Here is a 26,952-nt window from a genome sequence, read left to right on the forward strand (position 1 = left end):
CCAGAGCAAAAAAAATCGCAGCCCTTGGGCTGCGATTTTTGCTTTCGCGCTTAACGCAACGGATTAGTCGCGATAGTAGCGGTGATGCTTGCGGTGGCCATAAGCGTGGCCACGGCCAGGGTGACGGTCGCGATAGTAGCGACGGTCGTCACGGCCGCGATCGTAATGACGACCCTCGTCATTGCTCTGGTTACCCATGTAGTTGCCCAGCGCGCCACCGGCGCCGCCACCTGCTGCGGCGCCGATCAGGCTGCCGGTGGTGCCGCCCATGCTGCGGCCGACCACGTTACCGCCGGCTGCGCCCAACGCACCGCCAATGGCCGCTTCGCCACGGCTGTGTTTGTTGGCGCCGACCGCGCTACCACCCGCGCCGCCAAGGGCTGCGCCAATGGTTGAACCTGTGCTGCCGCCTAAAGACTGACCGACGACCGAGCCAAGAACCCCGCCCAATGCGCCGCCCACACCTGCTTCGGTGGTGCCTCCGGCAGAAGCGAAGCCACTGACCAGGCCAAGGGACAACAAGAGAATCGAGGAGAACTTCATAGAGGAGCCTCAAAGGGATGACGGCGCCGATCCTGAGGCTGTGTAACAAGGCTGACAATCGAAATCCGACGAATAACACGACTTGTATACAATTATGCAAGTTACTGTTTTGTATGCGGAACTTAAGCGATTTTCGCCGGTCTTTAGCTACTTCGGACAGGCCGCTTTTGTGAAAAAGCGGCCTTTTTGTGGGCGTTGGAAGGGTGCAGGGTACAAAGAGTTTTGTTGAATGTGCCACCGCTTTCGCGAGCAAGCCCGCTCCCACATTTGAAATGCATTCCAATGTGGGAGCGGGCTTGCTCGCGAAGGGGTCAGTCCAGGCAACGCTTTACGCAGATTTGGCCATGATCAACCCAGTCTCACTCGCCGCCTCCAGCCGGATAGCAATGAACTTCGATGTCGGCGTATGGCTGCCATCCCCGGTGCTTTCCAGCGGCACCAGCGGATTCACTTCCGGGTAGTAAGCCGCTGCCTGACCCGCCGGAATATCAAACGCCAGCAAGGTAAAGCCCTTCACCCGACGCTCACGGCCATCGTCCCAGATCGACACGATGTCGGCCTTCTGCCCCGGGCGGAAGCCCAGACGAATGATGTCGGCCTCGTTGGCGAACAGCACATCGCGCTGACCCTTGACCCCACGATAGCGGTCGTCGAGGCCATAGATCGTGGTGTTGTACTGGTCGTGGGAGCGCATCGATTGCAGGATCAGATCCGGCAGTTGCCCGGTGGCGCGGGTACGCTCGTGCACCAGATCCTTGGGCAGCATGTTCGCGCGGAAATTGGCCCGGCCCGACGGGGTGTTCCACTTGCGTGCACCGGCACTGTTGCCGAGGTAGAAACCGCCCGGGTTCTTGACCTTCTCGTTGAAGTCCTTGAAGCCCGGAATGGTATCGGCGATCAGGTCGCGGATGCGCCGGTAATCGGCCACCAGCCAGTTCCAGTCCACCGGTTTGCTGCCCAGCGTGGCGGCGGCGATGCCGGCGATGATCGCCGGTTCCGAGCGCATCTGGTTCGACAGCGGCTGCAACTGGCCGTTGGACGCGTGAACCATGCTGAACGAGTCTTCCACGGTGACCGCTTGCGGGCCTTCGGCCTGGATATCGATGTCGGTTCGACCCAGGCACGGCAGGATCAGTGCGTCCTTACCATGGGCCAGATGGCTGCGGTTGAGCTTGGTGCTGATCTGCACAGTCAGGTCGCAATTGCTCAGCGCCGCGAAGGTACGCGGGCTGTCCGGTGTGGCCTGGGCGAAGTTGCCGCCCAGACCGATGAAGACCTTGGCGCGGCCCTCGGCCATCGCGTGGATCGCTTCGACCACGTTGTGCCCGTTGTCACGCGGCACCTTGAACTGGAAACGCCGCTCAAGAGAATCGAGGAACGCCACTGGCGGACGCTCGTTGATACCCATGGTGCGGTCGCCCTGCACGTTGCTGTGACCGCGCACTGGACACAGGCCGGCGCCGGGTTTGCCGACGTTGCCGCGCAGCAACATCAGGTTGGCGATTTCCTGGATGGTCGGCACCGAATGGCGATGCTGAGTGATACCCATCGCCCAGCACATGATGACGTTCTTGCCTTTGGCGTACATGCGCGCCGCTTGCTCGATCTCCACCAGAGACAGGCCGGACTGCGCGACGATCTGCTCCCACGGCGTGTCATCGACCACGCCGAGATACTCCAGCACGTTGGCGCTGTGCGCATTGAGGAAGTCATGATCGAACACTGCCGGCGTGCCGGCCTTCTGCGCATCGCGCTCCCACTGCAAGAGGAACTTGGCCATGCCGCGCAGCACCGCCATGTCGCCGCCCAGTGCTGGACGGAAGTACGCGGTGTTGGTCGGCTTGTCGCCGTTGGTGAGCATTTCGATCGGGTGCTGCGGGTGCTGGAAACGTTCCAGGCCACGCTCTTTCAGCGGGTTGATACACACCACTTGCGCGCCGCGCTTCACCGCTTCACGCAGTGGTTCAAGCATCCGCGGATGGTTGGTGCCGGGGTTCTGGCCCCAGACGAATATCGCGTCGGCGTGTTCAAAGTCGTCGAAGGTTACGGTGCCTTTGCCGACGCCAACGCTTTGCGCCAACGCCACACCGCTGGCCTCGTGGCACATGTTCGAGCAGTCGGGGAAGTTGTTGGTGCCGTAGGCGCGCACGAACAGCTGATACAGGTACGTCGCTTCGTTGCTGGCACGACCGGAGGTGTAGAACTCGGCTTGATCCGGACTCGACAGCGCTTGCAGGTGTTTGCCGATCATTGCAAAGGCATCGTCCCAGGCGATGGGTTTGTAGCGGTCGGTCTCGGCGTCGTAGACCATCGGCTCGGTCAGGCGGCCCTGGTATTCAAGCCAGTAGTCGCTTTGCTCCAGCAACGAGGTCACGCTGTGTTTGGCGAAGAACTTGCCGTCCACCCGACGCTTGGTCGCTTCCCAGTTCACCGCTTTGGCGCCGTTTTCGCAGAACTTGACCATGCCGCTTTCCGGCGAATCGCCCCAAGCGCAGCCCGGGCAGTCGAAGCCGCCGTTCTGGTTGGTCTTGAGCATCATTCGCAGGTTTTTCAACGCGTTGTCGCTGGTCAACCAGGCTTGGGCCACGCTGATCAGCGCACCCCAGCCGCCGGCTGCACCTTTGTAAGGTTTGTAGCGCGGGACAGGTTTCTGGTCGGCTTGATGATGTTGGCTCACGCTTGATTCTCCATCGCTGGGCTGTAGACCCGCGGCGCATTCTTCTGCGGCAGGTGGATGAGATTGAGGTTGTGGCGACGGGCCCATTGCACGGCAAGGCCCGTGGGCGCGGACAGGCTGACCAGAGTCTGGATGCCGGCGCGTAAAACTTTCTGGATCAATTCGAGACTGCAACGGCTGGTGACAATCGCCAGGCCGCCTTCGGTGGAAATCTTCTGGCGGATCAGTCCGCCAATCAGTTTGTCGAGGGCGTTGTGCCGGCCGATGTCTTCACGGCCCAGCAGCAATTCACCGCTGGCGTTCATGAACACCGCCGCGTGTACCGCGCCGCAGTGCTGACCGAGCGGCTGGAACGCGCCGATGCGCTGGCGCAGGCCGTCGAGCCAGGCAGCGGGCGGTAACGGTGCGCCGGGCAACACTTTGAGGTCAGGCAAGGCCTGTTCCACCGCCTCGACGCCACACAGCCCGCAACCGCTGGTGCCGGCCAGTTGTCGGCGCTGTTGCTTGAGGTTCCAGAACGCGCGGTTGGCGATGGTCACCTGCGCGTATTGCGCCGAGCCCGCGCCGGTCAGTTGCAGGTCATAAATGTCGCTGGCGTCTTCGATGATGCCGCTGCCAAGGCTGAAACCGACGATGAAGTCTTCCAGATCGGTCGGCGTCACCAGCATCACCGCCTGACTGATGCCGTTGTAGGCAATCGCCAACGCGACTTCCTCGGCAAGCGCGGTGCTGGCCGATTCCACGAGGGGCAGATCGCTGTAGCTGTAGGTCTGGCTGGCGGCGGGCGCGGGTGTTTCGATTGCAGGCGCCGCGCAAGTTGGGCGCTTGGCGTTCATGGCATCACCGACGGATTGATCAACGCTAAGACTAGGCGCGGCAACTTGTCGCGTCTAATCGGTACTGTCGATCTATTGATAGATGGCGTCGATCAAGCGGCTGCCGGGTCATTGGTCGGCCCGGAACCGGGTTGGTCTGGTGTGGTCTAGGCTTGGACGTCTGGAATCCCAATCAAGGAGTGTGCGCTATGAGTCTGTTGAGCTTTGTGAAAGAGGCCGGTGAAAAGCTGATCGACCTGCTGACCCCGGGTAATGCCAATGCCAGCGAACAGTTGAAGGAACATATCAGCAAGGTCGGGTTGGGCAACCCGAATGTTCAGGCAACCGTGGACGGTGACAAGGTGACGGTCACCGGTGAAGTTGCAAGTCAGGAGGAGAAGGAAAAAATTCTGCTGGCGGTGGGTAACATCGAAGGCGTGGGCAGTGTTGATGATCAGATCACCGTGACCGGGCCGGTTGTGGCTGCCGCACGTTTTGTCGTGGTGAAAAAAGGCGACACCCTCAGTGCGATTTCCCTCGCGGTGTATGGCAACGCCAATCAGTACAACAAGATCTTTGAGGCCAACAAACCAATGCTCAAAGATGTAAACAAAATCTACCCGGGCCAGACCCTGCGTATCCCGGAATAACTCACAACTCCTGTAGGAGCTGCCGAAGGCTGCGATCTGTTGATCTTGCTTCTTAAAATCAAAGATCGCAGCCTTCGGCAGCTCTTACAGGAAATCAGAGTCCCCGAATCAAATCGCGGTAGTCTTCAACTGCAGCAAACTCAGCCGTGTCCTTCGGCCCCTTGCGGCTATCCGGCTCTTTCACCGCCAACAAATGCGTCACACCAAATTCCCGCGCACTACGCAGAATCGGCAACGTATCGTCGATGAAAAGACTGCGCGCCGGGTCAAAATCGATATCCGCCTGCAAGGCATCCCAGAACTGCGGGTTCTCCTTGGGATAACCGTAATCGTGGGAACTGATCAGCCGTTCGAAATACGGCGCCAGCTCGATCCGTTCCAGTTTCAACGACAGTGAATCGCGGTGGGCGTTGGTGATCATGATCACCCGTTTGCCGGCTTTTTTGATCGCCTGCAGAAAGGTGTCGGCATCCGGGCGCAGCGCGATCAGGTGCGCGGTTTCCAGTTTCAGTTCACGCACCGAGAGTTTCAGTTCGGTGCTCCAGAAATCCAGGCAGTACCACTGCAGTTGCCCTGCATGGCGCTCGAACAGCGGCTGCAATTCCATATCGGCCATGGCCCGGCTCACCCCGTGCAGTTCGGCGTAGCGTTGCGGCAGGTGTTCCAGCCAGAAATGGTTGTCGAAGTGCAGATCCAGCAACGTACCGTCCATGTCCAGCAGGACGGTATCGATGTCAGACCACGGTAAAGAAGGCATGGCAACGTCTCGAGCGGTAGAAAGATATCCGACACAAACAATCGGGAAAGCCGCGTTATAGTAGCGCGTTCACGCCAAGGAGCTTTGCATGCGCCAGAAACCCACTGTACTCGCCCGCGAGATTGTCGCCACCAGTCGTCTGTTTTGCGTCGAAGAACTGAAGCTGCGTTTTTCCAATGGCGTGGAACGCACTTACGAGCGTCTGGTCGGCAAAGGCGCGGGTTATGGCGCGGTGATGATTGTGGCGATGCTCGACAGCGAACACGCGGTGCTGGTCGAGGAATACTGCGGCGGCACCGACGAATACGAACTGTCCCTGCCCAAAGGCCTGATCGAGCCGGGCGAGGATGTACTGGCAGCGGCCGAGCGCGAACTCAAGGAAGAGGCCGGTTTCGGCGCGCGCCAGCTGGAACATCTGACCGAGTTGTCGCTGTCGCCCGGTTACATGAGCCAGAAGATCCAGGTAGTGTTGGCCACCGATTTGTACGAGGAGCGTCTGGAGGGCGACGAGCCGGAGCCGATGCGCGTCGACAAGGTCAACCTGCGTGAACTGGCGGCGCTGGCGCAGAACCCGCAATTTACCGAAGGCCGCGCCCTGGCGGCGCTGTATCTGGCGCGTGATCTGCTGACGCAGCGCGGGTTCTTTCAGTCATGAGTGAGATGTCGATGAGTTTTCCCCATCCGTTGATGGCGCCGGTGGTTGAGCTGGCGTTGCAGGCTGGCGAGGCGATCCTGCCGTTCTGGCGCTCTGGCGTGGAGGTCACCGCCAAGTCCGATGATTCACCGGTGACCGCAGCGGACATGGCCGCGCACCATGTCATCGTCGCCGGGTTGACCGCACTGGACTCCAGTATTCCGATTCTGTCCGAGGAAGACGCCAACATCCCGCAGAGCGTGCGCGCCGGGTGGCAGCGCTGGTGGCTGGTGGATCCGCTGGATGGCACCAAGGAGTTCATCAGCGGCAGTGAAGAATTCACCGTCAACATCGCCCTGATCGAAAACGGTCGGGTGGTGTTTGGCGTGGTGTCGATGCCGACCAATGGCCGGTTCTATGTCGGCGGAGCCGGTCTCGGCGCGTGGCGTGGGGACAAAGGTGGTTCGCCGGTGGCGATTGAGGTGCGTGAGGTGCTCGCGCCCGGTGAAGCGTTCACCGTGGTGGCGAGCCGTCGGCACTCGAGTCCGGAGCAAGAGCGGCTGCTTGCCGGTCTGAGCGCCAGCCTGGGCGAGTTGCAACTGGCAAACATCGGCAGTTCGTTGAAGTTTTGTCTATTGGCTGAAGGGGCGGCGGATTGTTATCCGCGATTGGCGCCAACTTCGCAGTGGGACACCGCGGCGGCGCAGGGCGTGCTCGAAGGTGCTGGCGGCGAAGTGTTGGATCTGCAGGGCGAAGCGTTCTGTTATCCGGCGCGGGAATCGCTGCTCAATGAGTTCTTTCTGGCGTTGCCGGCGAAGGCGGCGTGGCGTTCAAGACTGTTGGAGCTGGCTCGCTCCTGAGTCCTGCACATCGCATTGTAGTGAGGGGATTTATCCCCGATGGGCCGCGTAGCGGCCCCACTCTACGTACGACATGAATTGCGACTGCTGCGCAGTCGATCGGGGATAAATCCCCTCGCCACAAATGATCGCTGCATCACGAAGACTCAGCGGTGCAGAACGTACTGGCCGCTGAACCTCACTGCATCCTCATCGCTGCCGGCGTTGACGATCCGCGTGTTGAGCGTCAATCGTGCGCGCCCATAACGCTGATACATCGCCAGAAACTTCTTCCAGACCGCCGCTTCCGGTGGCGGACAAATCGCCGTGGCATCACCGGTCACGGGCAGCGGATAGCTGATCTGGCCTTCCTGAATCACGATGTGCCCGTCTTCGATGCCTTCTTCTTTCAGGCGCAGATGCAGCCAGCCCCAACCCGCCAGCACCGCGCCGCAGTAGAGACTGCCGCCGAACATGGTGCTTTTGTGATTGACGTTCGGCTCCAGCGGCAAGTGCAAACTCAACTGCTGCTCGTGCCAGGCGAGGACCTTGAGGCCCATCTCGCGGGTCAGGGGAATGTCGTGATGCAGCACCGATTCCAGATAGTGACTGTCGCGGCTCATTCGGCTTCGTCTCCATGGGCGTTACTGTCGGCGAAATTCAAGCCGTGCTTGCGCAGTTTGTCGTGCAGGGTCTTGCGCGGAATACCCAGGGCTTCGGCGAGGCTGCGCACCGAACTGTGCGAGCGCGCCAGCTCGGCGGCAATCAACGACTTCTCGAAGTTTTCCACTTGCTCGCTCAGGCCGCCACTGATGACTTCCACGCTGGTGCCGCCGCTTTCGCTTCCACTGTTATCCAGCGCCAGTTCCAGACCGAGGGCGAACCGCTCGGCGGCGTTCTGCAGTTCGCGCACATTGCCCGGCCAGGTGTGGCGCAGCAGCAATGCGCGTTGCGCCGGTTGCAGTTCGTGAGGTGGCAAACCGTGGCGGGCGCTGGCTTCATCGGCGTAATGCTGGAACAGCACCAGCGCGTCCTCGCCGCGTTCGCGCAGTGGCGGAATGCGCAGCGGTGCAACGTTCAATCGATAGTACAAGTCGGCGCGAAAACGCCCTTGATCGGCAGCCTGACGCAGGTCTTCCTTGGTCGCGGCGATGACGCGGATGTCCAGCGGGATCAACTGATTGCCGCCCAGACGTTCGACCACGCGCTCTTGCAGCATGCGCAGCAGTTTTACCTGCACGTCCATGCTCATGCTTTCGATTTCATCGAGGAACAGCGTGCCGCCGTTGGCGAATTCGAACTTGCCGATCCGGCGTTTCTGCGCGCCGGTGAACGCGCCCGGCTCATGCCCGAACAGCTCGCTTTCGACCACCGATTCGGCCAGTGCCCCGGCGTTGATCGCCACGAACGGGCCGTTGCGCCGGCTCGACAAATCGTGCAGCGCACGGGCCACGACCTCTTTACCGGCGCCGGTTTCACCGAGGATCAGCACGTCGGCCTTGGTCGCCGCCAGCGCGCCGATCTGCTCGCGCAGGCGCAGCATCGGCGCCGAGTGGCCGACCAGTCGCGCGCTCAGTTCGTTGCGATCGCTCAGGGCCAGACGCAAGCTGCGGTTGTCCAGTACCAGCCGGCGCAGGGCCAAGGCGCGGCGCACGCTGTCGAGCAGCGCGTCGCTGGCGAACGGTTTTTCCAGAAAGTCATAGGCGCCGGCACGCATCGCCTGCACCGCCAACGGCACGTCGCCGTGGCCGGTGATCAGCAGCACCGGCAGCTCCGGATCCTGAGCGTGCAATTCGCTTAATAGCTCCAGGCCGTCCATGCCCGGCATGCGGATGTCGCTGACCACCACGCCGGGCCAGTCACGCTCCAGTTGCCCGGCCAGACCTTTGGCTTCGGACAGCGGAAGGATTTTCAGCCCGGCCAGGTCCAGGGTCTGGCCGAGGGCCTGACGCAGGTGCGGATCGTCGTCGATCAACACCACCTGAATGCGATTGTCGATGGTCATGCACTTCGATCCTCGGACGGTTGCAGGCTGACCCCGGGCGCACCGGCGCGCAGCCGCAGGGTGATCAAGGCGCCACCTTGCTTGTGGTTGGCGAACGACAGTTCACCGCCGAAGGCGCGCATCAGGGTTTCACAGATGGCCAGCCCCAGGCCAAGGCCCTGAGTGCGGGTCTTGGTGGTGTAGAAGGGCTCGCTGGCGCGGCCGAGGGCTTCCATGCAAAAGCCCGGGCCGTTGTCGCGAATGTACAGATTGACGCCCTCGGCCGTGGATTCGGCACTCAGCCACAGTTTGCGCGGCGGGCCTTTTTCGGTCAGCGCATCGAGGGCGTTGGCCAGCAGATTGCCGAGCACCTGACGCAAACGGGTTTCCCCGGCCTCGACCCACAGCGTGGCGGCGGGCAGGTCGCGGATCAGTTCGACTTCCATGCTGCGGCGCCGTTTGGCCAGCAATGCCAGCGCATCGTCCAGCGCCGGTTGCAGGGCCACGCTTTCCGGGGCATGGCGGTCGCGGCGGGCGAAGGCACGCAGGTGGGCGATGATCGAGGCCATGCGCCCGGTCAGCTCGCTGATCAGTTTGAGGTTGCCGCGAGCATCGTCGGTGCGTTGATGATCGAGCAGTACTTCGGCGTTTTCCGCATAGCTGCGGATCGCCGCCAGCGGCTGGTTGAGCTCGTGGCTGATACTCGCCGACATCGTGCCCAGCGCCGAGAGTTTGCCGGCCTGGACCAGATCGTCCTGAGCGCGCACCAGTTCCTGCTGGGCCTGTTCGCGCTCCAGCACTTCCTGCTTGAGTCGGCGGTTGAGGCCTTCCAGATCGCTGGTCCGCTCGGCCACCCGACCTTCCAGTTCACGACGGGCCTTGGCTTCAAAGGCGATGCGTTCCAGATAATGCCGACGGCGCTGCATCATCAGCCCCAGCAACAGCATCACCACCAACAGCGTGGCGCCGCCGATCGCCACCACGGTGCGCACCGGACGGTCGATCAGCGTGCGCGGAGCGAGGATACTGACGCTCCAGCCGGTTTCGGCGATATCGACGGTTTGGGTCAGCCAGGCGCTGTCGCTGAGGTTCAGCGGACGTGGCTCGCGGGTCGGATAAGGCAGGATGGCGGTGATTGCCGAGCGCTCGGTGTCGCTCAAAATGCGGGTTGAACGAAAGCGCCATTCAGGGCGCGAGGTGAGAATCACCACGCCGTTGTGGTCGGTCACCAGCAGTTGTTCCGGGGTTTTGCCCCACAGGCTTTCGGTGTGATCGAGGTCGACTTTGATCACTAGCACGCCGATGATTTTTTCGCCGTTGCGCACTGCCGCGGCGAAGAAATAACCGCGTTTGGCCGAAGTGGTACCGAGGCCGAAGAAACGCCCCAGACGTCCGGCCATCGCTTCGCTGAAATACGGACGGAAAGCGAAATTGCGCCCGACAAAGCTGTCATGTTTGTCCCAGTTCGACGCCGCGAGAGTCTGGCCGCTGGTGTCCATCAGGTACATGACTTCGGCGCCAGTCTGTGCGGCAATGTTTTTCAGCAGGCGGTTGGCATTGCCCTGGGTGACGCCGTCGTCCGGTGCGCCGAGCACGGCGCGCAGGGCCGGCAGGTCGCCGAGGATCTGCGGCAACACTTCATAACGGTGCAGGGTGCCCAGCAGGTTGGCGACGTAGAGGTCGAGGGTCTGGCGGTTTTGTCCGGCCAGTTCACTGCGGTAATAGCGCTCGGCCAGATGCTCCAGCGGCCACAGCAGCGGCGCCAGGCACAGCGCCAGCAGGGCGAGGCTGCGCCAGCGGGGTCTGCGGGGGAGAGATGGTTTCATGAGCCGGATGCGCCTGTGGTGACAGGCGCATTATGCCTAGGCTCAGGCGAAGACGTCAGCGTCCTTGAGCAGCGCGCCGACCTGATCCTTGGCCGACAGCTTCGGCGCTTCGTCAAGTTGCCAGTCAATGCCCAGAGCAGGGTCGTCCCAGCGAATGCATCGTTCCGACGATGGATCGTAGTAGTCGGTGGTCTTGTAGAGGAATTCGGCGAACTCGCTCAGCACTACGAAACCATGGGCGAAACCTTTCGGGATCCACAGTTGACGGTAGTTTTCGGCGGAGAGATGTACAGCCGTCCATTTGCCGAAATTTGGCGAACTGCGACGGATATCCACGGCTACATCAAGCACTTCACCGGCGGTCACCCGAACCAGTTTGCCCTGGGTATTTTGCAGCTGGTAATGCAGGCCGCGCAGCACGCCTTTCTGCGAGCGCGAATGGTTGTCCTGAACGAATTGAGTGTCCAGACCGGTTGCATCCTGGAATGCCTTGGCGTTGAAACTCTCGTAGAAGAAGCCGCGCTCGTCACCAAATACCTTGGGTTCGATGATCAGAACACCGGGCAGATCGGTGGTGATTACATTCATGAGGGGTTTCCGGATAGGTGTGGATGGCCGACATTCTTGCGCAAAGCCCCGACGGATGCGAGCGCTGGAATAACCGCGATCGGGGGTTGCGCATCCACTGCAGCAATGGCGATATAGGCACCTAATAAAATCTCAGGGGTCGTCCCATGCCGCTCGCCACGTTGATTCATCGCGCCAGTTTGCCCAGCCCGCAGGTTTCTGAAGCGCAGGCACGGCAGTGGTTGGCCGAGCATTACGGGCTCAGCGGCACGCTACAGGCGCTGGGCAGTCAGCAGGACCTGAATTATCGGGTCGACACTGAACGTGGGCGCTTTGTCCTGAAAATCTGCCGCGGCGATTATGCACTTGTGGAGTTGCAGGCTCAGCATGCAGGCCTCAAGTACCTTGCCGAGCACTCGTCGGTGCACGTGCCCAAAGTGATCCCGGCCAGTAACGGCGAGGATCTGTTGTCGCTGGAAGCCGACGGCGAGCCGGTGCACGTGCGGTTGCTGGACTACATCGAAGGCCAGCCGCTGACCCATCTTGAGCATTTGGGCCATGACGTGGTGGCCGGATTCGGTCGGTTGTGTGGCGAGATGGACCTGGCCCTGGCCGGCTTCGATCACCCGGGCCTTCAGCGCACGCTGCAATGGGACGCGCGCCACGCCAGTGCGCTGATCAGCCACCTGCTGCCGGTGATTCGGGATGAGGGCCAGCGCGCCTTGATCGCGCACGCCGCCGAACAGGCCGAACGTCGCTTGCAGCCGTTGCAGGACAAGCTGCCGGTGCAGGCGATCCACATGGACATCACCGACGATAACGCTGTCTGGCAACGCGATGCCAAGCGTCGTTGGCAATTGCAGGGCGTGATCGACTTCGGTGATCTGGTGCGCACCTGGCGTATCACCGATCTGTCGGTGACGTGCGCGGCGCTGCTGCACCATGCCGGCGGTGATCCGTTTGTGATTCTGCCGGCGGTGCAGGCCTATCACGCGGTCAATCCACTGCAACATGAGGAATTGCTGGCGTTGTGGCCGTTGATCGTGGCGCGGGCGGCGGTGCTGGTGCTCAGTGGCGAGCAACAGGTCAGCATCGACCCGGGTAATACCTATAGCCGCGACAACCTTGGCCACGAATGGGAAATTTTCCACGTGGCCACTTCTGTACCCCTGGCGCTGATGGAAGCGGCGATCCTCACGTCAGTCGGCCAGCGTCTGCCGACGGTCGGCAGCGAGGGTTTTGCGCCACTGTTGCCAGAGCTGGTCGGGCGTGAATTTGCGCTGATCGATCTTGGCGTCCTGAGTCCGCATTTTGAGGCAGGCAACTGGGAGCAGGAGGGTATCGATCAACGACTGCTGACTGAAGCCGCTGCCACGCATGGCCTGGCGGCCAGTCGTTACGGGCAATACCGCTTGTCGCAGACGCGAGTGGACAGCGCGGTCGAACCGGAGACGTTCCCGCTGCACGTTGAGTTGCGCGTGCCGCAGGGCTCGGCGGTGGAAGCGCCGTTTGCCGGTGTGCTGCATCACGCGGTGGATGGTGTGCTGCAACTCGACGGACCGCAGCTCAGCGTGCGGCTGAGGGGCGTGAACGCCTCGCTGCACAGCGGTGCGGCGCTGGTCAAAGGTCAGGTGCTGGGTACGGTCAGCGGCCCGTTGATTGTGCAGCTGAGCCGCGTCGCATCGCTGGATGCGCCGTTGTTCTGCAGTCCTTCGCGCGCTGCCGCGTGGCAGGCGTTGTGCCCGTCGCCGGCAGCACTGCTGGGGCTGGCCTGCGATGCCGAGCCGGAGCTGGACGCCAAAACCTTGCTCGAACGGCGCGACGCCAGTTTCGCCCGCACGCAAAAACATTATTACGTCGACCCGCCGCGCATCGAGCGTGGCTGGCGCAATCACCTGATCGACATGCAGGGCCGTTCCTATCTCGACATGCTCAACAACGTTGCAGTGCTCGGCCATGGTCATCCGCGCATGGCTCAGGTGGCGGCGCGACAGTGGTCGCTGCTCAACACCAACTCGCGCTTCAACTATGCAGCCGTGGCGCAGTTCTCCGAACGCTTGCTGAAGCTGGCGCCGGAAGGCATGGATCGGGTGTTTCTGGTCAACAGTGGCAGCGAGGCCAACGATCTGGCGATCCGTCTGGCGTGGGCCTACAGCGGCGGGCGCGACATGCTCAGCGTGCTGGAGGCTTATCACGGCTGGACGGTCGGCGCCGATGCGGTGTCGACCTCGGTTGCCGACAACCCGCGCGCGCTGGAAAGCCGCCCGGACTGGGTGCACCCGGTGACCGCGCCGAATATTTATCGTGGCCAATTCCGTGGCCTGGATTCTGCGCCGGACTATGTGCGCAGCGTCGAAGCGCAACTGGCGCATATCGCCGCGCAGGAGCGCCAATTGGCCGGTTTCATCTGTGAACCGGTGTACGGCAACGCCGGCGGGATTTCCCTGCCGCCCGGTTATCTGAAGCAGGTTTACGCATTGGTGCGGGCCCAGGGCGGGGTGTGCATCGCCGACGAAGTCCAGGTCGGTTACGGGCGCATGGGTCACTTTTTCTGGGGCTTCGAAGAGCAAGGCGTGGTGCCGGACATCATCACCATGGCCAAGGGCATGGGCAACGGCCAGCCGCTGGGCGCCGTCATTACGCGTCGGGAAATCGCCGAAGCGCTGGAGGCCGAAGGCTATTTCTTCTCTTCGGCCGGCGGCAGTCCGGTGAGCTGCCAGATCGGCATGGCGGTGCTGGATGTGATGGAAGAAGAAAAGCTCTGGGAAAACGCCCAGGTGGTTGGCGGGCATTTCAAGACGCGGCTGGAGGCGTTGATCGATAAACACCCGCTGGTGGGCGCGGTGCATGGTTCCGGGTTCTATCTGGGGGTAGAGCTGATCCGCAACCGTGAGACGCTGGAGCCGGCCACCGAGGAGACCACGTTGTTGTGCGATCGCCTGCGCGAGCTGGGAATCTTCATGCAACCGACCGGGGATGACCTGAATATTCTCAAGATCAAACCGCCGATGGTCACCTCGCGGCGCAGTGTGGACTTCTTTGTCGACATGCTGGATCGGGTACTCGAAGAAGGTCTGTAAACGCTGCTTTTGTGGGAGCGGGCTTGCTCGCGAATACGGTTCTTCATTCAAAGTTGATATCGACGGATGTGCCGCCTTCGCGAGCAAGCCCGCTCCCACATGGGTTCAGTGCTAATTCGATTTGTATCGGTATTTAACTGTTTTTTTTAGACGAGCGTCATTTTAAAGCATTTAAAATACGATATTTATCGGTTATAAAGTCGCCATCGCTTTGCAACCCTTCGACGGTTCCCAGGAGTCCTGTTCCGATGACCACTTTGAAAAGTACCCCGCGTGACGATGGCTTCTACATGCCGGCCGAGTGGGCGCCGCAGACCCAGACCTGGATGATCTGGCCCGAGCGCCCGGACAACTGGCGCCTGGGCGGCAAGCCGGCGCAAGCGGCCCATGCCGTCGTGGCCAAGGCCATCGCCCGTTTTGAACCGGTGACGGTTGCCGTGTCGGCCGGTCAGTACGAGAACGCTCGCGCACGCCTCGACGTGCCGAATATCCGCGTGGTCGAGATGTCCAGCGATGATGCCTGGGTACGTGACACCGGCCCGACATTCGTCATCAACAACAGCGGCGAAGTGCGCGGTGTGAACTGGGACTTCAACTCTTGGGGTGGTTTTGAAGGCGGTCTGTATTCGCCGTGGAACCGTGATTCGCAGGTGGGTGGCAAGATTCTCGAAATCGAGCGCAGCCCGCGTTATCGCACCGAAGGTTTCGTGCTGGAAGGCGGCTCGATTCACGTCGACGGCGAAGGCACGCTGATCACTACCGAAGAGTGCCTGCTCAACCACAACCGCAACCCGCACCTGGGCCGCGAAGAGATCGAAGCGGTGCTGCGCGACAATCTGTCTGTGGATAAGATCATCTGGCTGCCGGATGGTCTGTTCAACGACGAAACCGACGGTCATGTGGATAACTTCTGCTGCTACGTGCGCCCGGGCGAAGTGCTGCTGGCGTGGACCGACGATCCGCAGGATCCGAACTACCCGCGCTGCCAGGCGGCGATGAACGTGCTGCAAAGCAGCACCGACGCCAAGGGGCGCCCGTTCACGGTGCACAAGATGCCGATTCCGGGGCCGCTGTACGCGACCGAAGAGGAGTGCGCCGGTGTCGATCCGGTCGACGGTACGCAGGAGCGCAACCCTTCCGTGCGCCTGGCCGGTTCCTACGTGAACTTCCTGATCGTCAACGGCGGCATCATCGCGCCGAGCTTCGACGATCCGATGGACGCGCCTGCGCGGGAAATCCTGCAGAAGCTGTTCCCGCAACACGAAGTGGTGATGGTGCCGGGCCGTGAACTGTTACTGGGCGGCGGCAATATCCACTGCCTTACCCAACAACAGCCAGCCCCGCACAAAGAGTGAGTTGAGACGTAACAGCTTGAGTTGATTCATAAATCGGCCAGGCAAAGATTAGCTTGCTACACATTCAAACAAGCCCCGCGGCCCTGTTGGACCGCGGGCTTGTTTGTATCCGCCTGTCGACAAATCGGAAACCTTGGCATAGCTCTTGTATCGGACAAAGTGCACTAGGGAGAGGGGGGAACTTCAACAGTTCTGTCATATACCTTGGATAACGTAGCCGCTCACGAACGGGGAGAGAGCGCTGAAATGAACGCCGAAGTGAACGTAGTCAGCGAGCGGACTTTGCATCCCATGGCCGTCAACGGCGAATCGCTCCAGATTGTCGCGCACTTTTTGAAGTCCAATGGAACGCGTCAGATCAGGGAACCTGATCCGCGCCGGATGATGATCGAGCGCTACCCCGCTGGCCTGTTCAGCGAGGCCGAACTGGAAGCGTTATGGGCTGTGATGGAAGGATAAGAAAAACAACAGGGATTGGTAAAAGCGCTGCCGGGATGGCGGCGCTTTTTTATGCACGATGGAAACCATTGCGAACATTGAACCTGTGGGAGGGGGCTTGCTCCCGAATGCGGTAAGTCAGTGACGATGATGTTGCCTGATTCGACGCCTTCGGGAGCAAGCCCCCTCCCACAGGGTTTGTGTGCATTCAGAAACTGTAGGTACCGGTCATCACCACACTGCGCGGTGCGCCTGGCTGGATCTGATATTGGCTGGTGGCCGAGGCGTAATACTCGCGGTCGGTGATGTTGTTCAGTGCCGCGCGCAAGTCCCAGTCCTTGAAACGGTAGCCGACCAGCGCATCCCAGCGGCCGTAACCCGGCAGCACGGTGGTGTTGGCGTTGTCGGCATAACGCTGGCCGACCAGGGTCAGACCGGTTTCGCCGTACCAGCCCATCTCCGGTTTCCAGGTCAGAAACAGGCTGCCGTTGTGTTTGGCCACGTTGTTGACGCGTTTGCCTTCCAGGCCGTTGTTATCCTTTTCGATGGTGGTGTCCTGCACACCGACGCCACCGCGCATGTACCAGTTGCCGACCAATTTGCCGGTGGCGGTCAGCTCCACACCCCGTGAGCGCTGAAGACCGGTCATGACGGTCAGGGTCGGATCGTTCGGGTCGCTGGTGCGGCGGTTGTAGAGTTCCAGGTCGTAGACCGCCAGGGTGGTGCTCAAGCGATCATCCAGCCAGTCGCTTTTCACGCCGATTTCTTTCTGTTTGGTCAGCTCCGGACTCAAGTCGTTGCTATTGCCGGCAGCCCCCGGGGTGATGCCGATCAGGCCGCCGCCAACGGGCGAGAAGGTCTTCGACCACGAGGCGTAGAACGAATGATTCTGCAGTGGCGTCCAGACAATCCCGAAGCGCGGGCTGGTGCTGTGGCTGTCACGATCCTCAGTGAGGTTCTTGAGCTGGTTGGTCGACTCGATATCGAACGTGTCGTAGCGCAAGCCGGCCAGAAGTTGCCATTGATCGTTCAGGCGCAACTGGTCTTGCACGTACACCGCGCGGCTCTCGACTTCGGTGTGACTGTCGCTGAACACCTGCATGCTGCCGGTGTGACGGAGCTCGCGGTTGGGGTTGAACAGGTCAAGTGACGGCACCGGCTGCGCGCCAGGGGTTCGGCCGGTCGCGGCGTTGTACAACTTCGGATCGCGGCGCTGGCTGCCGATCTCGACGCCAGTCAGCAGGCGATGCTCCAGGCCAAAGGTATCGAAACCACCTTCCAGTTCGAGGTTGTTGTAGACGTTGCGGGTGGTCAGATCCTGCTGCCAGTGCTGGCGCGCGACCTTGTTGGTTTTCGGATCGAAGCTGGTCAGGTAGGTGTTGTCGAAATCGCTGTCGAGCTTGAACACGCCGAGGGTCTGGCGCAGCTGCCAGTTGTCGTTGATCTCGTAGGTGAGTTTCGAGCGCAGGGACTGCGCCTTGTCGTCGATGAAATCGTGATCGTTGCCGTAAGTGGTCTCGCGACTGACGTCCGTCGGGCGGCCATTCACACCGGGAATACCGCGATCCGGGGTGCGGTTGTAGCGGCTGTATTCGTATTGCACCAGCCAGTTCAAGTCTGGGGTCAGTTGCCAGCTCATCGACGGCGCGAACAGCTGGCGGTTGCCGCTGACGCCGTCGCGGAAGCTGTTTTCATCCATGTTGCCCATGTTCAGGCGCAGGCTGAGGTTTTCGCTGGGGTCGGTGCTGAGGTCGGCGTACAGGCTGCGCAGGTCGTCGCTGCCGCCTTGGGCTTCGATGGTCGAACGACGGCCGAACTCGGGCAGCTTGCTCACGCGGTTGACGATCCCGCCCTGGCTGCCACGGCCGTAAAGTACCGCCGCCGGACCTTTGAGCACTTCGACCCGCTCGATGTTGTGCAGGTCGCGCTTGTACTGGCTGTCGTCGCGAATGCCGTCCAGATAGAAGTCGTTGCTGGCGTCGAAGCCGCGGATACGCAGACTGTCGAAGCGCGTGTCGGCGCTGCTGCTGACGTTGGGAATCCCGCTCAGGGCGTCACCGATGTCATTGGTGCCGTAGTCGGCGACGTTCGCGGTCTTGATCGAGTCGATGGCCTGCGGCACGTAACGCACCGGGGTGGAGGTGCGAGTCGCGGTGTTGCTGATCTTGACGCGCGGGTCCTCGGCTTGTTCTTCGGCGCTGATCGCGGTGGAAGGCAGTTCGGTGGCGGAGTAAGCAAAACCGCTGGACAGAAAGGCAGACAATCCAAGGGTGACAGGCGTGAGGCGGAACGGGGCAGGCATGGAAAAGCGCATCCGAAAGGGTAAGGAAATTCAAACGCGCGAATGGTAATGCTTTGCATTTGCTCCCGTAATTTATTCCTGAGAAGTTCCCCTGTCAGATTGTTTCAATTTATGTCGATTTCGATACATCCTGACTGGTCGATCCATTCGACCGATTCTCGAAACAGTCTGAGAGCCATTCCGGCGTTTTTCCCCAACACGCGTAGGAATAGTCTGCCGGCATCGAATTTTTCTACTTTGCTGCCGGAGTTCTCCCATGATCCTTCATTACATCTACGACCCGTTGTGCGGCTGGTGCTACGGCGCCAAACCGCTGGTGCAAGCGGCGCAGCAAGTGTTGCCGGTCGTTGTCCATGCGGGCGGAATGATGAGCGGTGCGAATCGCCAGCAAGTTTCGCCGCAATTGCGCGATTACGTCATGCCCCACGATCGGCGCATTGCCGAATACACCGGACAACCCTTTGGCGAAGCGTATTTCGAGGGTCTGCTGCGTGATCACTCGGCGGTTTTCGATTCGACGCCGCCGATTGCGGCGGTGATGGCGGCAGAGTCCATCGACGGTCGCGGTTTGCAGATGCTCGGACGTTTGCAGACGGCGCATTACGTGGAAGGACGGCGGATTGCCGATGAATCCGTACTTTTCGAACTCGCCCGGGAGTTGGGCTACAGCGAGGACACCTTTGCGGCTGCGTTTAAATCCGTTGATACGACAGCGCATGTAAAAGCCAGCCGCGAACTCTTGGCACAACTGGGCGGCCAGGGATTTCCGACGTTGGCGCTTGAGCGGGACGGGCAGTTCACCTTGATCGACATCAGCCCATGGCTTGGCAAACCACAGGCTTTCGCCGACTGGTTGGGGCAAGCGGTGGTCGCGGTTGAGCGGAGGCAATCCGCCGCGCAATGCGGTATCGACGGCTGTGCGTAATCGCACTGGATTCACTGGCTGAGCGCATTTCCGAGCAATGCGCTATCGCAAAATTTACGATTCTTAGACGATTTTTACCTATTTAAAGACGATTCTTGAAATTGACACATTATTGAGGGCGCGGCTACGATTCGGCCCAACGCCTGTGGCCAACCGCCATGACTCAAAAATAATAAAAGGGCCCGACACGGTTTTGCCGTGGGCGGGTCTTTTTGTTTCGGGGTGAAAAAAGAGTGCAATAGCGCCGTTTCAGCCGTTCGACACAGCGCGTTTCAACCCGTAATAAGGAAAACAAAATGTTGAACAAGCGAATCAGTCTGATCGCACTGGGGATGTTGAGTGCCACTTCGGCAATGGCTGACGGCCAGGCCGAATCCAAGGGTTTTGTTGAAGACAGCAGCCTGAAAGTGCTGCTGCGCAATGCCTACATCAATCGTGATTACAAAGACGGCAACCCGGACAAAGCCGAGTGGGGCCAAGCGGCCATCGGTACGTTTTCGTCCGGTTTCACCCAAGGCACCGTGGGTGTGGGTGTGGATGCTTTCGGTCTGTATGCACTGCGTCTGGATGGCGGCAAGGGCCGCAGCGGCGCCGGTGGTATCGACTTCTTCAAACAGGGTGACAGCGGCAATGCGGCTGACGACCTGTCCAAGGGTGGCGCTGCGGTCAAATTCCGCGTGTCCAACACCGTGCTGACCTACGGCGACCAGATGCCGGCCCTGCCGGTGCTGAACTACGACAACTCGCGTCTGCTGCCGGAAAGCTACACCGGTACCTTGATCACCTCCAAAGAGATCAAAGGCCTGCAACTGGACGCCGGTCGTTTCACCGCCGAATCGCGTAAAAGCGCTGAAGGCCGTGACAGCGGTGGTCTGAAGTCGATCAACGTGTTGGGCGGTAGCTACCAGTTCACCGAACAGTTCAAGGCGGCGTTGTACGCTTCCGACGTTGAAGACGTCATGAAGAAGCAGTACGTGAACGCCAACTACGTGTTCCCGATCGACAAGGATCAGTCCCTGACCCTGGACTTCAACGGCTATCGCACCAAGCTCGACAAGTCCTATGCCGACATCAAGAACACCGGCGGCCAGGACAACAAGATCTGGAGCCTGGCGGCCACATTCGCCACCGGCCCGCACTCGTTCACCGTGGCGCACCAGCGCAGTACCGGTGACAGCAACCTGGGTTATCCGTACGGCGGTTATCAGAACGATGGTCGTCGTCAGGGCGACGGTGGCAACACCATTTACCTGGCCAACTCGTACTGGTCGGACTTCAACGCTGAAGACGAGCGCAGCTGGCAACTGGGCTACGGCCTGGACTTCGGTGCCTTTGGCGTACCTGGCCTGAGCTACAACTTTGCTTACGTGCGTGGCGACAACATCACCACCGACACCAGCAGTGGCGGCACCGAGCGTGAGATCTTCAACCAGGTCAAATACGTCGTGCAAAGCGGTCCGGCGAAAGACCTTAGCGTGAAACTGCGCAGCTCGATTCTGCGCGTGTCGCAGAAATCCGCCGACTACAACAGCAGCGGCAACGAAGTGCGTGTGTTCGTGGACTACCCGATCAACATCTTCTGATGAACGATCCGGTGTAAGAAACATGAGAAAACCCCGACTGGCTCGGGGTTTTTTTTCGACGTCTTTTTCGCAAAAACCGTAAAAAACCCGTGTTTTTGTCACGTAAAAGTTGTTTTGAAGCGTCTTCAAGTACCGTTTCAAGCAGGGCTTTAAATGCCTGAAATTCTTTCTCATGGACGCAAATTCTCCACCTAATAGATTAGGCCGCTCAACGCAGCGGAGAATTTGGTAATGATCGTTTTGAATAGAGAAGTGGGCGAATCGCTACGGCGCGACAAATATGTCAACGTCCAGGGTGGTGACTTCAATCTCTACGGTCATTTTGCCGACTTCGTCAGACTGACCAAAAGTTGGGAAAACATGGAGCCAGACAGTTACTACGGTCAGGCCGAAGCCGGCATGCGTTACCGTCGTTACAGCGACTTTGAGTACAACCCGAAAACACGTGAATTGAAGCAACTCGAGCATCGCGCGTACGTGCAGTCGAAAGAGAACAACGCCTACGTGGGCGGTGTTGTGCGGCACTTTCAGGACTTCTCTGATGAAGTGATCACTTCGCCGGTAATGCGCAGCCTGATCGACACCGATTTTGAAGTGTACAAAAGCGTGTTGCCGGAAGAATTGCACGATGAGATTTGGCAGTGCCAGATTCATCAGATCCGCATCGAGATCAAACCCGGCAAGCAACTGGAAATCACCCCGGAAGGGATTCACTGCGACGGCTATCCGTTCAGTGGTGTGCACTTCTGGGGGCGCAACAACGTCGAGGGCGCGGAAAGCCGTTTGTACGATGTTCACGAGCATCAACTGGCGTCGACCACCTACAAGGAAATCCTCGACACCACGTACTTTCTTGATCGCGACATGCGCCATTACGTGACTCCGGCGCGCAACACCCACACGCATGCCATGGCGTACCGGCAGATTCTGGCGATTTCCTTCTCGCGGCCCGGGACCGCTTTCGACATTGTTCGCTAATCAGATCACCCCAATCGATGGCGTCGAGTGCTCGACGCCGGTGGTGCTGCGACGCGCCACCGCCAAGGACGCGCAGCGCATGGAGCGCTTCTTCCGGCAGTTCGACGAAGTGTCGTTCTGCGAATGGCAGGACGCCAAATGCCTGCGCGGTGTATTGATCCAGAAGACCACCACGGCCTATCTGGCCTTCGACGTCGAAGGCGAAATCGTCGGTGCGGTGCTCGGCGGCATGCTCGGTAGTCGCGGCACCATCAACCACTTGGCGGTCAGCCCACGCTATCGCAGTCAGGGCGTCGGCCAGCGGTTGGTGGAAGCGGCGTCATCCGACATGAAACGGGTCGGTGTATTACGGATGTTTCTGTTCGTCGACGATGCTAACCTCGCGGGCAAGCGATTCTGGACTGCCCAGGGTTTTTGCGAACCCCACGGCGAGCGGACATTTGAGAGGGATCTATGAATGAAACGTCCGGCAGTGCGCCGCTGATGGCTGCTCATCAGCCATCGCGCACGTTTGCCGAAGCCAGCCCGGTGGTGGCCGGTTACTTCACGGTGTCGTTCGTGTTCGGGCTGATGGCGGTCAATGCCGGGCTGCCGATGTGGCTGCCGGTAGCGATGTGTCTGTTCGTCTACGCCGGCGCTTCGCAATTCGCTGCGCTGGCGCTGATCTCCAGCGGCGCTTCGCTGACCACCATCGTGCTGACTACCTTCCTGATCAATGCGCGGCACATGCTGATGTCGGTGTACATGGCCAAGGCCCTGCGCGCATTGGGGCTCAGCCGCATGGAGCGCTGGGCTTACGCCGGTGGCCTGACCGACGAGTCCTTTGCGTTCCACAGCGTCAAACTGGGCACCGGCGCGCCGGTCAACATCCGTTACCTGATCGGCTTCAACCTGTTCTGCCACACCTCTTGGGTGCTGGGTGGATTGTTGGGCGCCGTCTGCGCGCAATATGCATCGCACCTGATCAAATATCAGCTCGACTACGCACTGACCGCGATGATGCTCTACGTGCTGGTGTCGCTGTGCAACACCCGCAACAAACTCATCGCCGCCGCGGCTGCCGTCGTCTGCATGGGCGCGCTGAGCCTGGTCGGCACTTCGCCGTTCAACGTTTTCATCGCCACGTTTTTGGGCTGCGGAGTGGGTGTATGCCTGACCAAACGTTCCTGATTCTGGTGGTCGCGCTGATGATGGCCGTGACCTTCCTGCCACGCGCGCTGCCGCTGCAAGTCAACACCGAGCACTGGCCGCCGTTCGTTGCGCGAGCGCTGGAATACCTGCCGGTGGCGATCGTCGCTGCGATCAGCCTGACACCCTTGTTGATCAAGGATCAGCACCTGCAGCTCGATCGCCCGGAATTTTATGCAGCCATTCCGACGCTGTTATGTGCGTATTTCAGCAAAAACCTCTTTCTCAGTGTGGCGGTTGGGACGGCTGCGTACATTGCGCTCGGCTCGTTCATGTAGCGGCAGATCGACCACATCGTTCAGGGCCTGGCCTGAAAGATTCGGGTTGTTCACCGCCAGACGCACTTCGAGGAAATCCTCGAATCCGGGGAAAATCGTCAGGCCGTTCTTTTGCGCGGCCTCACGAGACACCATGCCCACTGCGTCCATCTGCGTGATCAACGACAGCGTCAGGGTCTCGCTGCAGGAATAGACCATGCGTTGACCGTTCTCGTGATTGCCCAGTCCGGCGTCGAGAAAACGCAGGAAACTGTGGGAGTACGGACAATCTTCCGCAGGACGCACCTGAAACTTGTTGCCCAGCAACGTCAGTGGATCGTTTTCCTGCCCGCAATGGGCGCCGACCACCTGCACCTGCACATCCGGCAAAACAATGCTCGGCAGACCCGGCCGCTGCGGGCCGATCAGCACCGCAAGATCAAAGTCTTCATTCTTCAGCTTGCTGAGGTTCTCCATCGACTCGGCGTAGCTGAATTCCATCTGGTAATCGGGAAACACCTCGATCAGGCGTCCGATCATTCGCCGGTTGAAGTCAGACGACAACGTGTTGTTCAACGCGACCTTCAATGTGCGCTGCCCCGGCACCTTGAGCGCCTCGACCTTTTCTTCCATCTGTCGCGTGGCAATCAGCACTTTGTCCATGTAAGGCGTCAGCTCCGTGCCTTGCGGCGTCAGCGTCAGCCCTTTGTTGGAACGTCGAAACAAGCGGAAACCGAACTGCTCTTCGACCTTGTTCAACTGCGCGGCCAGGGCCTGCACAGTCAGGCACGAATGCTCGGCTGCGGCCGACAACGAGCCGGTCTGCACGATGCGCATGAGGTTGCGTAAGGTTCTGCTATCCATGGGTAATGCCCTCTGAAGTGGGCTGGGTATTGTTGTTTACGAGACTGCCGATCCGGCGTCATATGCCGGCTATATTCCAGCACCTGAGCATAGTTGTCGCGGGTTTAGTAGCGAATTGATGTCCCCGCCGATGGCTGGAAGCTGACACAGGATCGGGATTTTTGATGACGTGGGGGTGATTGGGGTCAAGAAAAGTGCCCGATTCGGACGAGTCGGGCACTTTTTTTACGCCTCGGACTACAGCTTTTTTGAATGTTTCCCACACCGAAACGCCACTGTTTTGCACCGTTGTCGGAAGCCTCCTATAGAAAAGAGCGAACGGGCTTATTTACCGCCGAAGCACAAGTGGCTGAAATATCAGGTAGTTATTTTCGGGACTTCTAGTCCGAGGCCATGGATTTCCAGGCAATGCCGGCATCCGCGAAGCTAGCGAGTCGATGCCATGAGTTTGCAGGGGAGCAGGGCGTTACCCGATCAAAAAAACTGGAAAGATCTGGGCCTGCCGGATATTCGCGATATTGACCCCGGCCTTCTGATTTCTGCGGTTAGAGAGCTGCCAGGTGAACTGAGTCTTAATGCAGCGTGGGAGCAGGTTGCCAGAGTCTTCGGACTTGATCATGGTCTTGATGCTGTTCTGATCGAAACGCCATATGTGCCGATTTTGGTGAAGCGCGAGCATTTGCTTCATACGGTGGAAAAGCGCCCGAATGCCCGTGAGCGGTTCACCGAATTTGCGCGAGATACCCTGACGAGGCCGTTAGAGATATGGCGGGTTTCCTACGATGACGCCTCGTTTCGACTCTCTTTCATCGGTGCTTACAACGCGAGATACCAAATGCTGGTGGTGGTTCATGTTGAGCGCGGCAACGTACTCTGGAATTTCATGAATTGTGACAAGAAAGGCTTGAACAAGCATCGGCATGGTGAGCTGTTGTATCGACGTTACCGGTAGCTCAAACGAAAAAGGGCAGCCTTCTCAGGCTGCCCTTCACATGAATGTTGCTTGATATTGTGCTCCCTCAAGCAGGGGAGAAGAGGTCTCACCCGAGCGCTGATTTTCAGGTCATCAACGGGGTTCCTAACGCCGACTATTGCCACCTGAAGGCAGTCGGTTTCGCGCTCTTGAGCCGGATTCTCTGCCACCGAGCATTGAGATGTCAACCTGGGTTTTGAGGATTTTCATTCGTATATGAATAACTCTATTGAAAATATTCATATCTGTACTACGCTCAGCTTGCGGACCTGCGAAGAAGGACAATCATGCCTACCTCATCCCCAGCCCTCACCCCGCGTGAACAACTCGACGTCCCCGAAGCCGGGCGCGTCGCGCTGAAGTTCTTCTTCAACCTCATGGAACGCTGGGGCTGCAATGCCGAGCAGCAGCGCACGCTGCTGGGCGGCGTCGGCAACACCACGTTCTACAAGTACAAACACCTGCCGCCGAACATTCGCCTGCCACACGACACGCTGGAGCGTATCTCGTACCTGATGGGCATTCACAAGGCATTGAGCATCATCTTCAGCAACAGCCGCGAGCGCGCCTACACATGGGTCAGCAGCCCGAACACGGCGGCGCCATTCAATGGCCGGACCGCGCTGGATTACATGCTGGCGGGGAGGGTGGTCGATATCGCCGACGTGCGCCGCTACCTCGACGGGGTGCGCGGTTGAAGGCCCCGCCACTGGCCGATCCGCAATGGCCCAAGGCCTACCGGATCGTCAACAGCAGCTTCCCGCCGATTGCACTATTTGAAGACGTGCTCGACCCCGAAGACCTGGAAATCGCCTACGCGCTGGAAGCGCTGACCAACGATCGCCTGATCGAACAGGCCGGCGTTCTCGCCCGCGTGCGTCCCGAAGACCGGCTCTCCGGCCCCGGTTCAACTCCGGTGATGGCGGCGTTTACCCACATCGGCAAAAGCAGCCGCTTCACCGATGGCACCTTCGGCGTCTACTACGCCGCCAGCAGCCAGGCCGCGGCCATCGCCGAAACCTGCTATCACCAGGAGCGTTTCCTCGCGGCCACCAACGAAGCGGACCTTGAGTTGACCATGCGTACTTACGTCAATCATGTGGTTAAGCCGCTGCACGATGTTCGTGATGGTTTTGCACATTTGCATCAACCCGATCCGGAAGCCTACGGCCCATCCCAGGCATTTGCCCGACAACTGCGCGAGTCTGAATCGTGGGGGATGCTCTACAACAGCGTTCGCCTGCCGGGCCACGAATGTGTCGCCGCTTTCCGGCCGCCAGCGGTGTCGATTCCGAAGCAGGGCAAACATCTGCGTTATGTGTGGAGTGCGAGTCAACGCAGGATTTCGTTTGTGTTTGAGATCAGTCAGGTTTGAAACACAAGAAGCCCTCGCGGTATGGCGAGGGCTTCGTATTGGCGGTTTACGTCAATGGCTTGTTGTTGGCGCATCCAGAACTTTCACCACATCGTCAATCAGCGCCTTGCTCAACTCCTGCAGATACTGCGAGGCGTAAGCGTGAAGGTAAGGATCGCGAGAAACTGTGGAATCTGCAGTGAGTAGCTTCGAGATGTGAAGCAAGTGTGAGGCGTGCGAAAGGGCGGCGATTAATGGCACACCACGATTGGTGCGGAACAGCGCTTGATTGGCCTGGAAGGAAAAGTGCGTGAGGCCTGGGGTTTTCAAATCGAGGTAGTCGGTCATTTCGTTTCACCTGCC

The 26,952-nt window shown here is 59.9% G+C and carries 26 protein-coding genes; 15 read left to right on the top strand and 11 right to left on the bottom strand.

The features are described from left to right. Nucleotides 1–63: 63 nt before the first annotated feature. The 3 genes from V3W27_RS12610 to fdhD form a co-directional block, all read right to left on the bottom strand. Nucleotides 64–543: a glycine zipper domain-containing protein gene (locus tag V3W27_RS12610; RefSeq protein WP_027611218.1), complete on the bottom strand. Its 480-nt coding sequence runs from the start codon at nucleotides 541–543 to the stop codon at nucleotides 64–66. A gap of 328 nt (nucleotides 544–871) precedes the next feature. After that, nucleotides 872–3,220 carry an FdhF/YdeP family oxidoreductase gene (locus tag V3W27_RS12615; protein ID WP_330206726.1) on the bottom strand — a complete coding sequence of 783 codons (2,349 nt, stop codon included), beginning with the start codon at nucleotides 3,218–3,220 and terminating at the stop codon, nucleotides 872–874. Next, nucleotides 3,217–4,056, bottom strand: a complete 840-nt coding sequence (gene fdhD, locus V3W27_RS12620) for a formate dehydrogenase accessory sulfurtransferase FdhD (RefSeq protein WP_330206727.1) — start codon at nucleotides 4,054–4,056, stop codon at nucleotides 3,217–3,219. Before fdhD ends, V3W27_RS12615 begins: the two co-directional genes overlap by 4 nt. 188 nt (nucleotides 4,057–4,244) lie before the next feature. Between fdhD and lysM the strand changes: the two genes are divergently transcribed. Next, the gene (lysM, locus tag V3W27_RS12625) at nucleotides 4,245–4,685 is read left to right on the top strand and encodes a peptidoglycan-binding protein LysM (RefSeq protein ID WP_027611221.1); all 441 of its coding nucleotides are present in this window, start codon (nucleotides 4,245–4,247) and stop codon (nucleotides 4,683–4,685) included. A 94-nt stretch (nucleotides 4,686–4,779) separates the two neighbouring features. Here lysM and yrfG read toward each other — a convergent pair whose 3' ends face one another. Next, complete coding sequence (gene yrfG / locus V3W27_RS12630) at nucleotides 4,780–5,442, bottom strand: GMP/IMP nucleotidase (protein WP_330206728.1); 663 nt, start codon at nucleotides 5,440–5,442, stop codon at nucleotides 4,780–4,782. An 88-nt stretch (nucleotides 5,443–5,530) separates the two neighbouring features. Here yrfG and nudE point away from each other — a divergent pair, with 88 nt between their 5' ends. Together nudE and cysQ are read left to right on the top strand one after the other, a co-directional pair. Continuing rightward, nucleotides 5,531–6,097 (top strand): ADP compounds hydrolase NudE, encoded by a 567-nt coding sequence (gene nudE / locus V3W27_RS12635; protein WP_047600934.1) that lies wholly within the window; start codon nucleotides 5,531–5,533, stop codon nucleotides 6,095–6,097. Nucleotides 6,098–6,102: 5 nt separating this feature from the next. Continuing rightward, the gene (gene cysQ, locus V3W27_RS12640; protein WP_330206814.1) at nucleotides 6,103–6,936 is read left to right on the top strand and encodes a 3'(2'),5'-bisphosphate nucleotidase CysQ; all 834 of its coding nucleotides are present in this window, start codon (nucleotides 6,103–6,105) and stop codon (nucleotides 6,934–6,936) included. A gap of 146 nt (nucleotides 6,937–7,082) precedes the next feature. On the opposite strand, the gene V3W27_RS12645 is transcribed toward cysQ, so the two are convergent. Genes V3W27_RS12645 through rfbC form a run of 4 tightly spaced genes read right to left on the bottom strand, consistent with a single transcriptional unit; the run spans nucleotide 7,083 to nucleotide 11,313 of the window. Next, nucleotides 7,083–7,538: a YiiD C-terminal domain-containing protein gene (locus tag V3W27_RS12645; RefSeq protein ID WP_330206729.1), complete on the bottom strand. Its 456-nt coding sequence runs from the start codon at nucleotides 7,536–7,538 to the stop codon at nucleotides 7,083–7,085. Further along, complete coding sequence (locus V3W27_RS12650) at nucleotides 7,535–8,920, bottom strand: sigma-54-dependent transcriptional regulator (RefSeq protein ID WP_103368290.1); 1,386 nt, start codon at nucleotides 8,918–8,920, stop codon at nucleotides 7,535–7,537. The genes V3W27_RS12645 and V3W27_RS12650 overlap by 4 nt, the downstream gene beginning before the upstream one ends. Beyond that, nucleotides 8,917–10,725 carry a sensor histidine kinase gene (locus V3W27_RS12655; protein WP_330206730.1) on the bottom strand — a complete coding sequence of 603 codons (1,809 nt, stop codon included), beginning with the start codon at nucleotides 10,723–10,725 and terminating at the stop codon, nucleotides 8,917–8,919. Before V3W27_RS12655 ends, V3W27_RS12650 begins: the two co-directional genes overlap by 4 nt. Nucleotides 10,726–10,767: 42 nt before the next feature. Next, on the bottom strand, nucleotides 10,768–11,313 hold the full coding sequence (gene rfbC, locus V3W27_RS12660) for a dTDP-4-dehydrorhamnose 3,5-epimerase (RefSeq protein WP_247268382.1): 546 nt from the start codon (nucleotides 11,311–11,313) through the stop codon (nucleotides 10,768–10,770). Nucleotides 11,314–11,459: 146 nt separating this feature from the next. On the opposite strand from rfbC, the gene V3W27_RS12665 reads away from it, so the two are divergent. The 3 genes from V3W27_RS12665 (at nucleotide 11,460) to V3W27_RS12675 (ending at nucleotide 16,186) form a co-directional block, all read left to right on the top strand. Then, nucleotides 11,460–14,372, top strand: a complete 2,913-nt coding sequence (locus V3W27_RS12665) for an aminotransferase (RefSeq protein WP_330206731.1) — start codon at nucleotides 11,460–11,462, stop codon at nucleotides 14,370–14,372. A 248-nt stretch (nucleotides 14,373–14,620) separates the two neighbouring features. Next, nucleotides 14,621–15,727, top strand: coding sequence for an agmatine deiminase (gene aguA, locus V3W27_RS12670; RefSeq protein ID WP_330206732.1), 1,107 nt, complete (start codon nucleotides 14,621–14,623; stop codon nucleotides 15,725–15,727). A 246-nt stretch (nucleotides 15,728–15,973) separates the two neighbouring features. Further along, a complete protein-coding gene (locus V3W27_RS12675; protein ID WP_007961849.1) occupies nucleotides 15,974–16,186 on the top strand; it encodes a hypothetical protein in 213 nt (70 codons plus the stop codon). 187 nt (nucleotides 16,187–16,373) lie between these two features. Here V3W27_RS12675 and V3W27_RS12680 read toward each other — a convergent pair whose 3' ends face one another. Beyond that, the gene (locus tag V3W27_RS12680) at nucleotides 16,374–18,467 is read right to left on the bottom strand and encodes a TonB-dependent receptor (protein WP_330206733.1); all 2,094 of its coding nucleotides are present in this window, start codon (nucleotides 18,465–18,467) and stop codon (nucleotides 16,374–16,376) included. Between the two features lie 256 nt (nucleotides 18,468–18,723). Here V3W27_RS12680 and V3W27_RS12685 point away from each other — a divergent pair, with 256 nt between their 5' ends. The 6 genes from V3W27_RS12685 (at nucleotide 18,724) to V3W27_RS12710 (ending at nucleotide 23,419) form a co-directional block, all read left to right on the top strand. Further along, entirely contained in the window at nucleotides 18,724–19,392 is a 669-nt protein-coding gene (locus tag V3W27_RS12685) for a DsbA family protein (RefSeq protein ID WP_330206734.1), read from the top strand. Nucleotides 19,393–19,688: 296 nt separating this feature from the next. After that, a complete protein-coding gene (locus V3W27_RS12690; protein ID WP_027611233.1) occupies nucleotides 19,689–20,975 on the top strand; it encodes an OprD family porin in 1,287 nt (428 codons plus the stop codon). A gap of 231 nt (nucleotides 20,976–21,206) precedes the next feature. Then, on the top strand, nucleotides 21,207–21,953 hold the full coding sequence (locus V3W27_RS12695) for a 2OG-Fe dioxygenase family protein (protein ID WP_003220699.1): 747 nt from the start codon (nucleotides 21,207–21,209) through the stop codon (nucleotides 21,951–21,953). 79 nt (nucleotides 21,954–22,032) lie between these two features. Then, nucleotides 22,033–22,410, top strand: a complete 378-nt coding sequence (locus V3W27_RS12700; RefSeq protein WP_003220700.1) for a GNAT family N-acetyltransferase — start codon at nucleotides 22,033–22,035, stop codon at nucleotides 22,408–22,410. Further along, nucleotides 22,407–23,123 (top strand): AzlC family ABC transporter permease, encoded by a 717-nt coding sequence (locus V3W27_RS12705; protein ID WP_330206735.1) that lies wholly within the window; start codon nucleotides 22,407–22,409, stop codon nucleotides 23,121–23,123. Before V3W27_RS12700 ends, V3W27_RS12705 begins: the two co-directional genes overlap by 4 nt. After that, nucleotides 23,102–23,419 carry an AzlD domain-containing protein gene (locus tag V3W27_RS12710; protein ID WP_003220702.1) on the top strand — a complete coding sequence of 106 codons (318 nt, stop codon included), beginning with the start codon at nucleotides 23,102–23,104 and terminating at the stop codon, nucleotides 23,417–23,419. The genes V3W27_RS12705 and V3W27_RS12710 overlap by 22 nt, the downstream gene beginning before the upstream one ends. Here the strand turns inward: V3W27_RS12710 and V3W27_RS12715 are convergent. After that, nucleotides 23,336–24,262 carry a LysR family transcriptional regulator gene (locus tag V3W27_RS12715; protein WP_007961685.1) on the bottom strand — a complete coding sequence of 309 codons (927 nt, stop codon included), beginning with the start codon at nucleotides 24,260–24,262 and terminating at the stop codon, nucleotides 23,336–23,338. The two genes, V3W27_RS12710 and V3W27_RS12715, sit on opposite strands and share 84 nt — an antisense overlap. Before the next feature lie 442 nt (nucleotides 24,263–24,704). Between V3W27_RS12715 and V3W27_RS12720 the strand changes: the two genes are divergently transcribed. From V3W27_RS12720 to V3W27_RS12730, 3 genes are all read left to right on the top strand, one after another. Beyond that, nucleotides 24,705–25,214: a PBECR2 nuclease fold domain-containing protein gene (locus V3W27_RS12720; protein ID WP_159988108.1), complete on the top strand. Its 510-nt coding sequence runs from the start codon at nucleotides 24,705–24,707 to the stop codon at nucleotides 25,212–25,214. A 308-nt stretch (nucleotides 25,215–25,522) separates the two neighbouring features. Continuing rightward, entirely contained in the window at nucleotides 25,523–25,933 is a 411-nt protein-coding gene (locus V3W27_RS12725) for an MbcA/ParS/Xre antitoxin family protein (RefSeq protein ID WP_007961687.1), read from the top strand. After that, entirely contained in the window at nucleotides 25,930–26,610 is a 681-nt protein-coding gene (locus tag V3W27_RS12730; protein WP_247268377.1) for an RES family NAD+ phosphorylase, read from the top strand. Before V3W27_RS12725 ends, V3W27_RS12730 begins: the two co-directional genes overlap by 4 nt. A gap of 51 nt (nucleotides 26,611–26,661) precedes the next feature. Here the strand turns inward: V3W27_RS12730 and V3W27_RS12735 are convergent, their stop codons facing one another. Beyond that, entirely contained in the window at nucleotides 26,662–26,937 is a 276-nt protein-coding gene (locus V3W27_RS12735; protein ID WP_330206736.1) for a DUF3077 domain-containing protein, read from the bottom strand. Nucleotides 26,938–26,952 lie beyond the last annotated feature (15 nt).

Origin of the sequence: Pseudomonas sp. AM14(2022) (genome assembly GCF_036346455.1) — a bacterium.
Classification (GTDB): domain Bacteria; phylum Pseudomonadota; class Gammaproteobacteria; order Pseudomonadales; family Pseudomonadaceae; genus Aquipseudomonas; species Aquipseudomonas putida_A.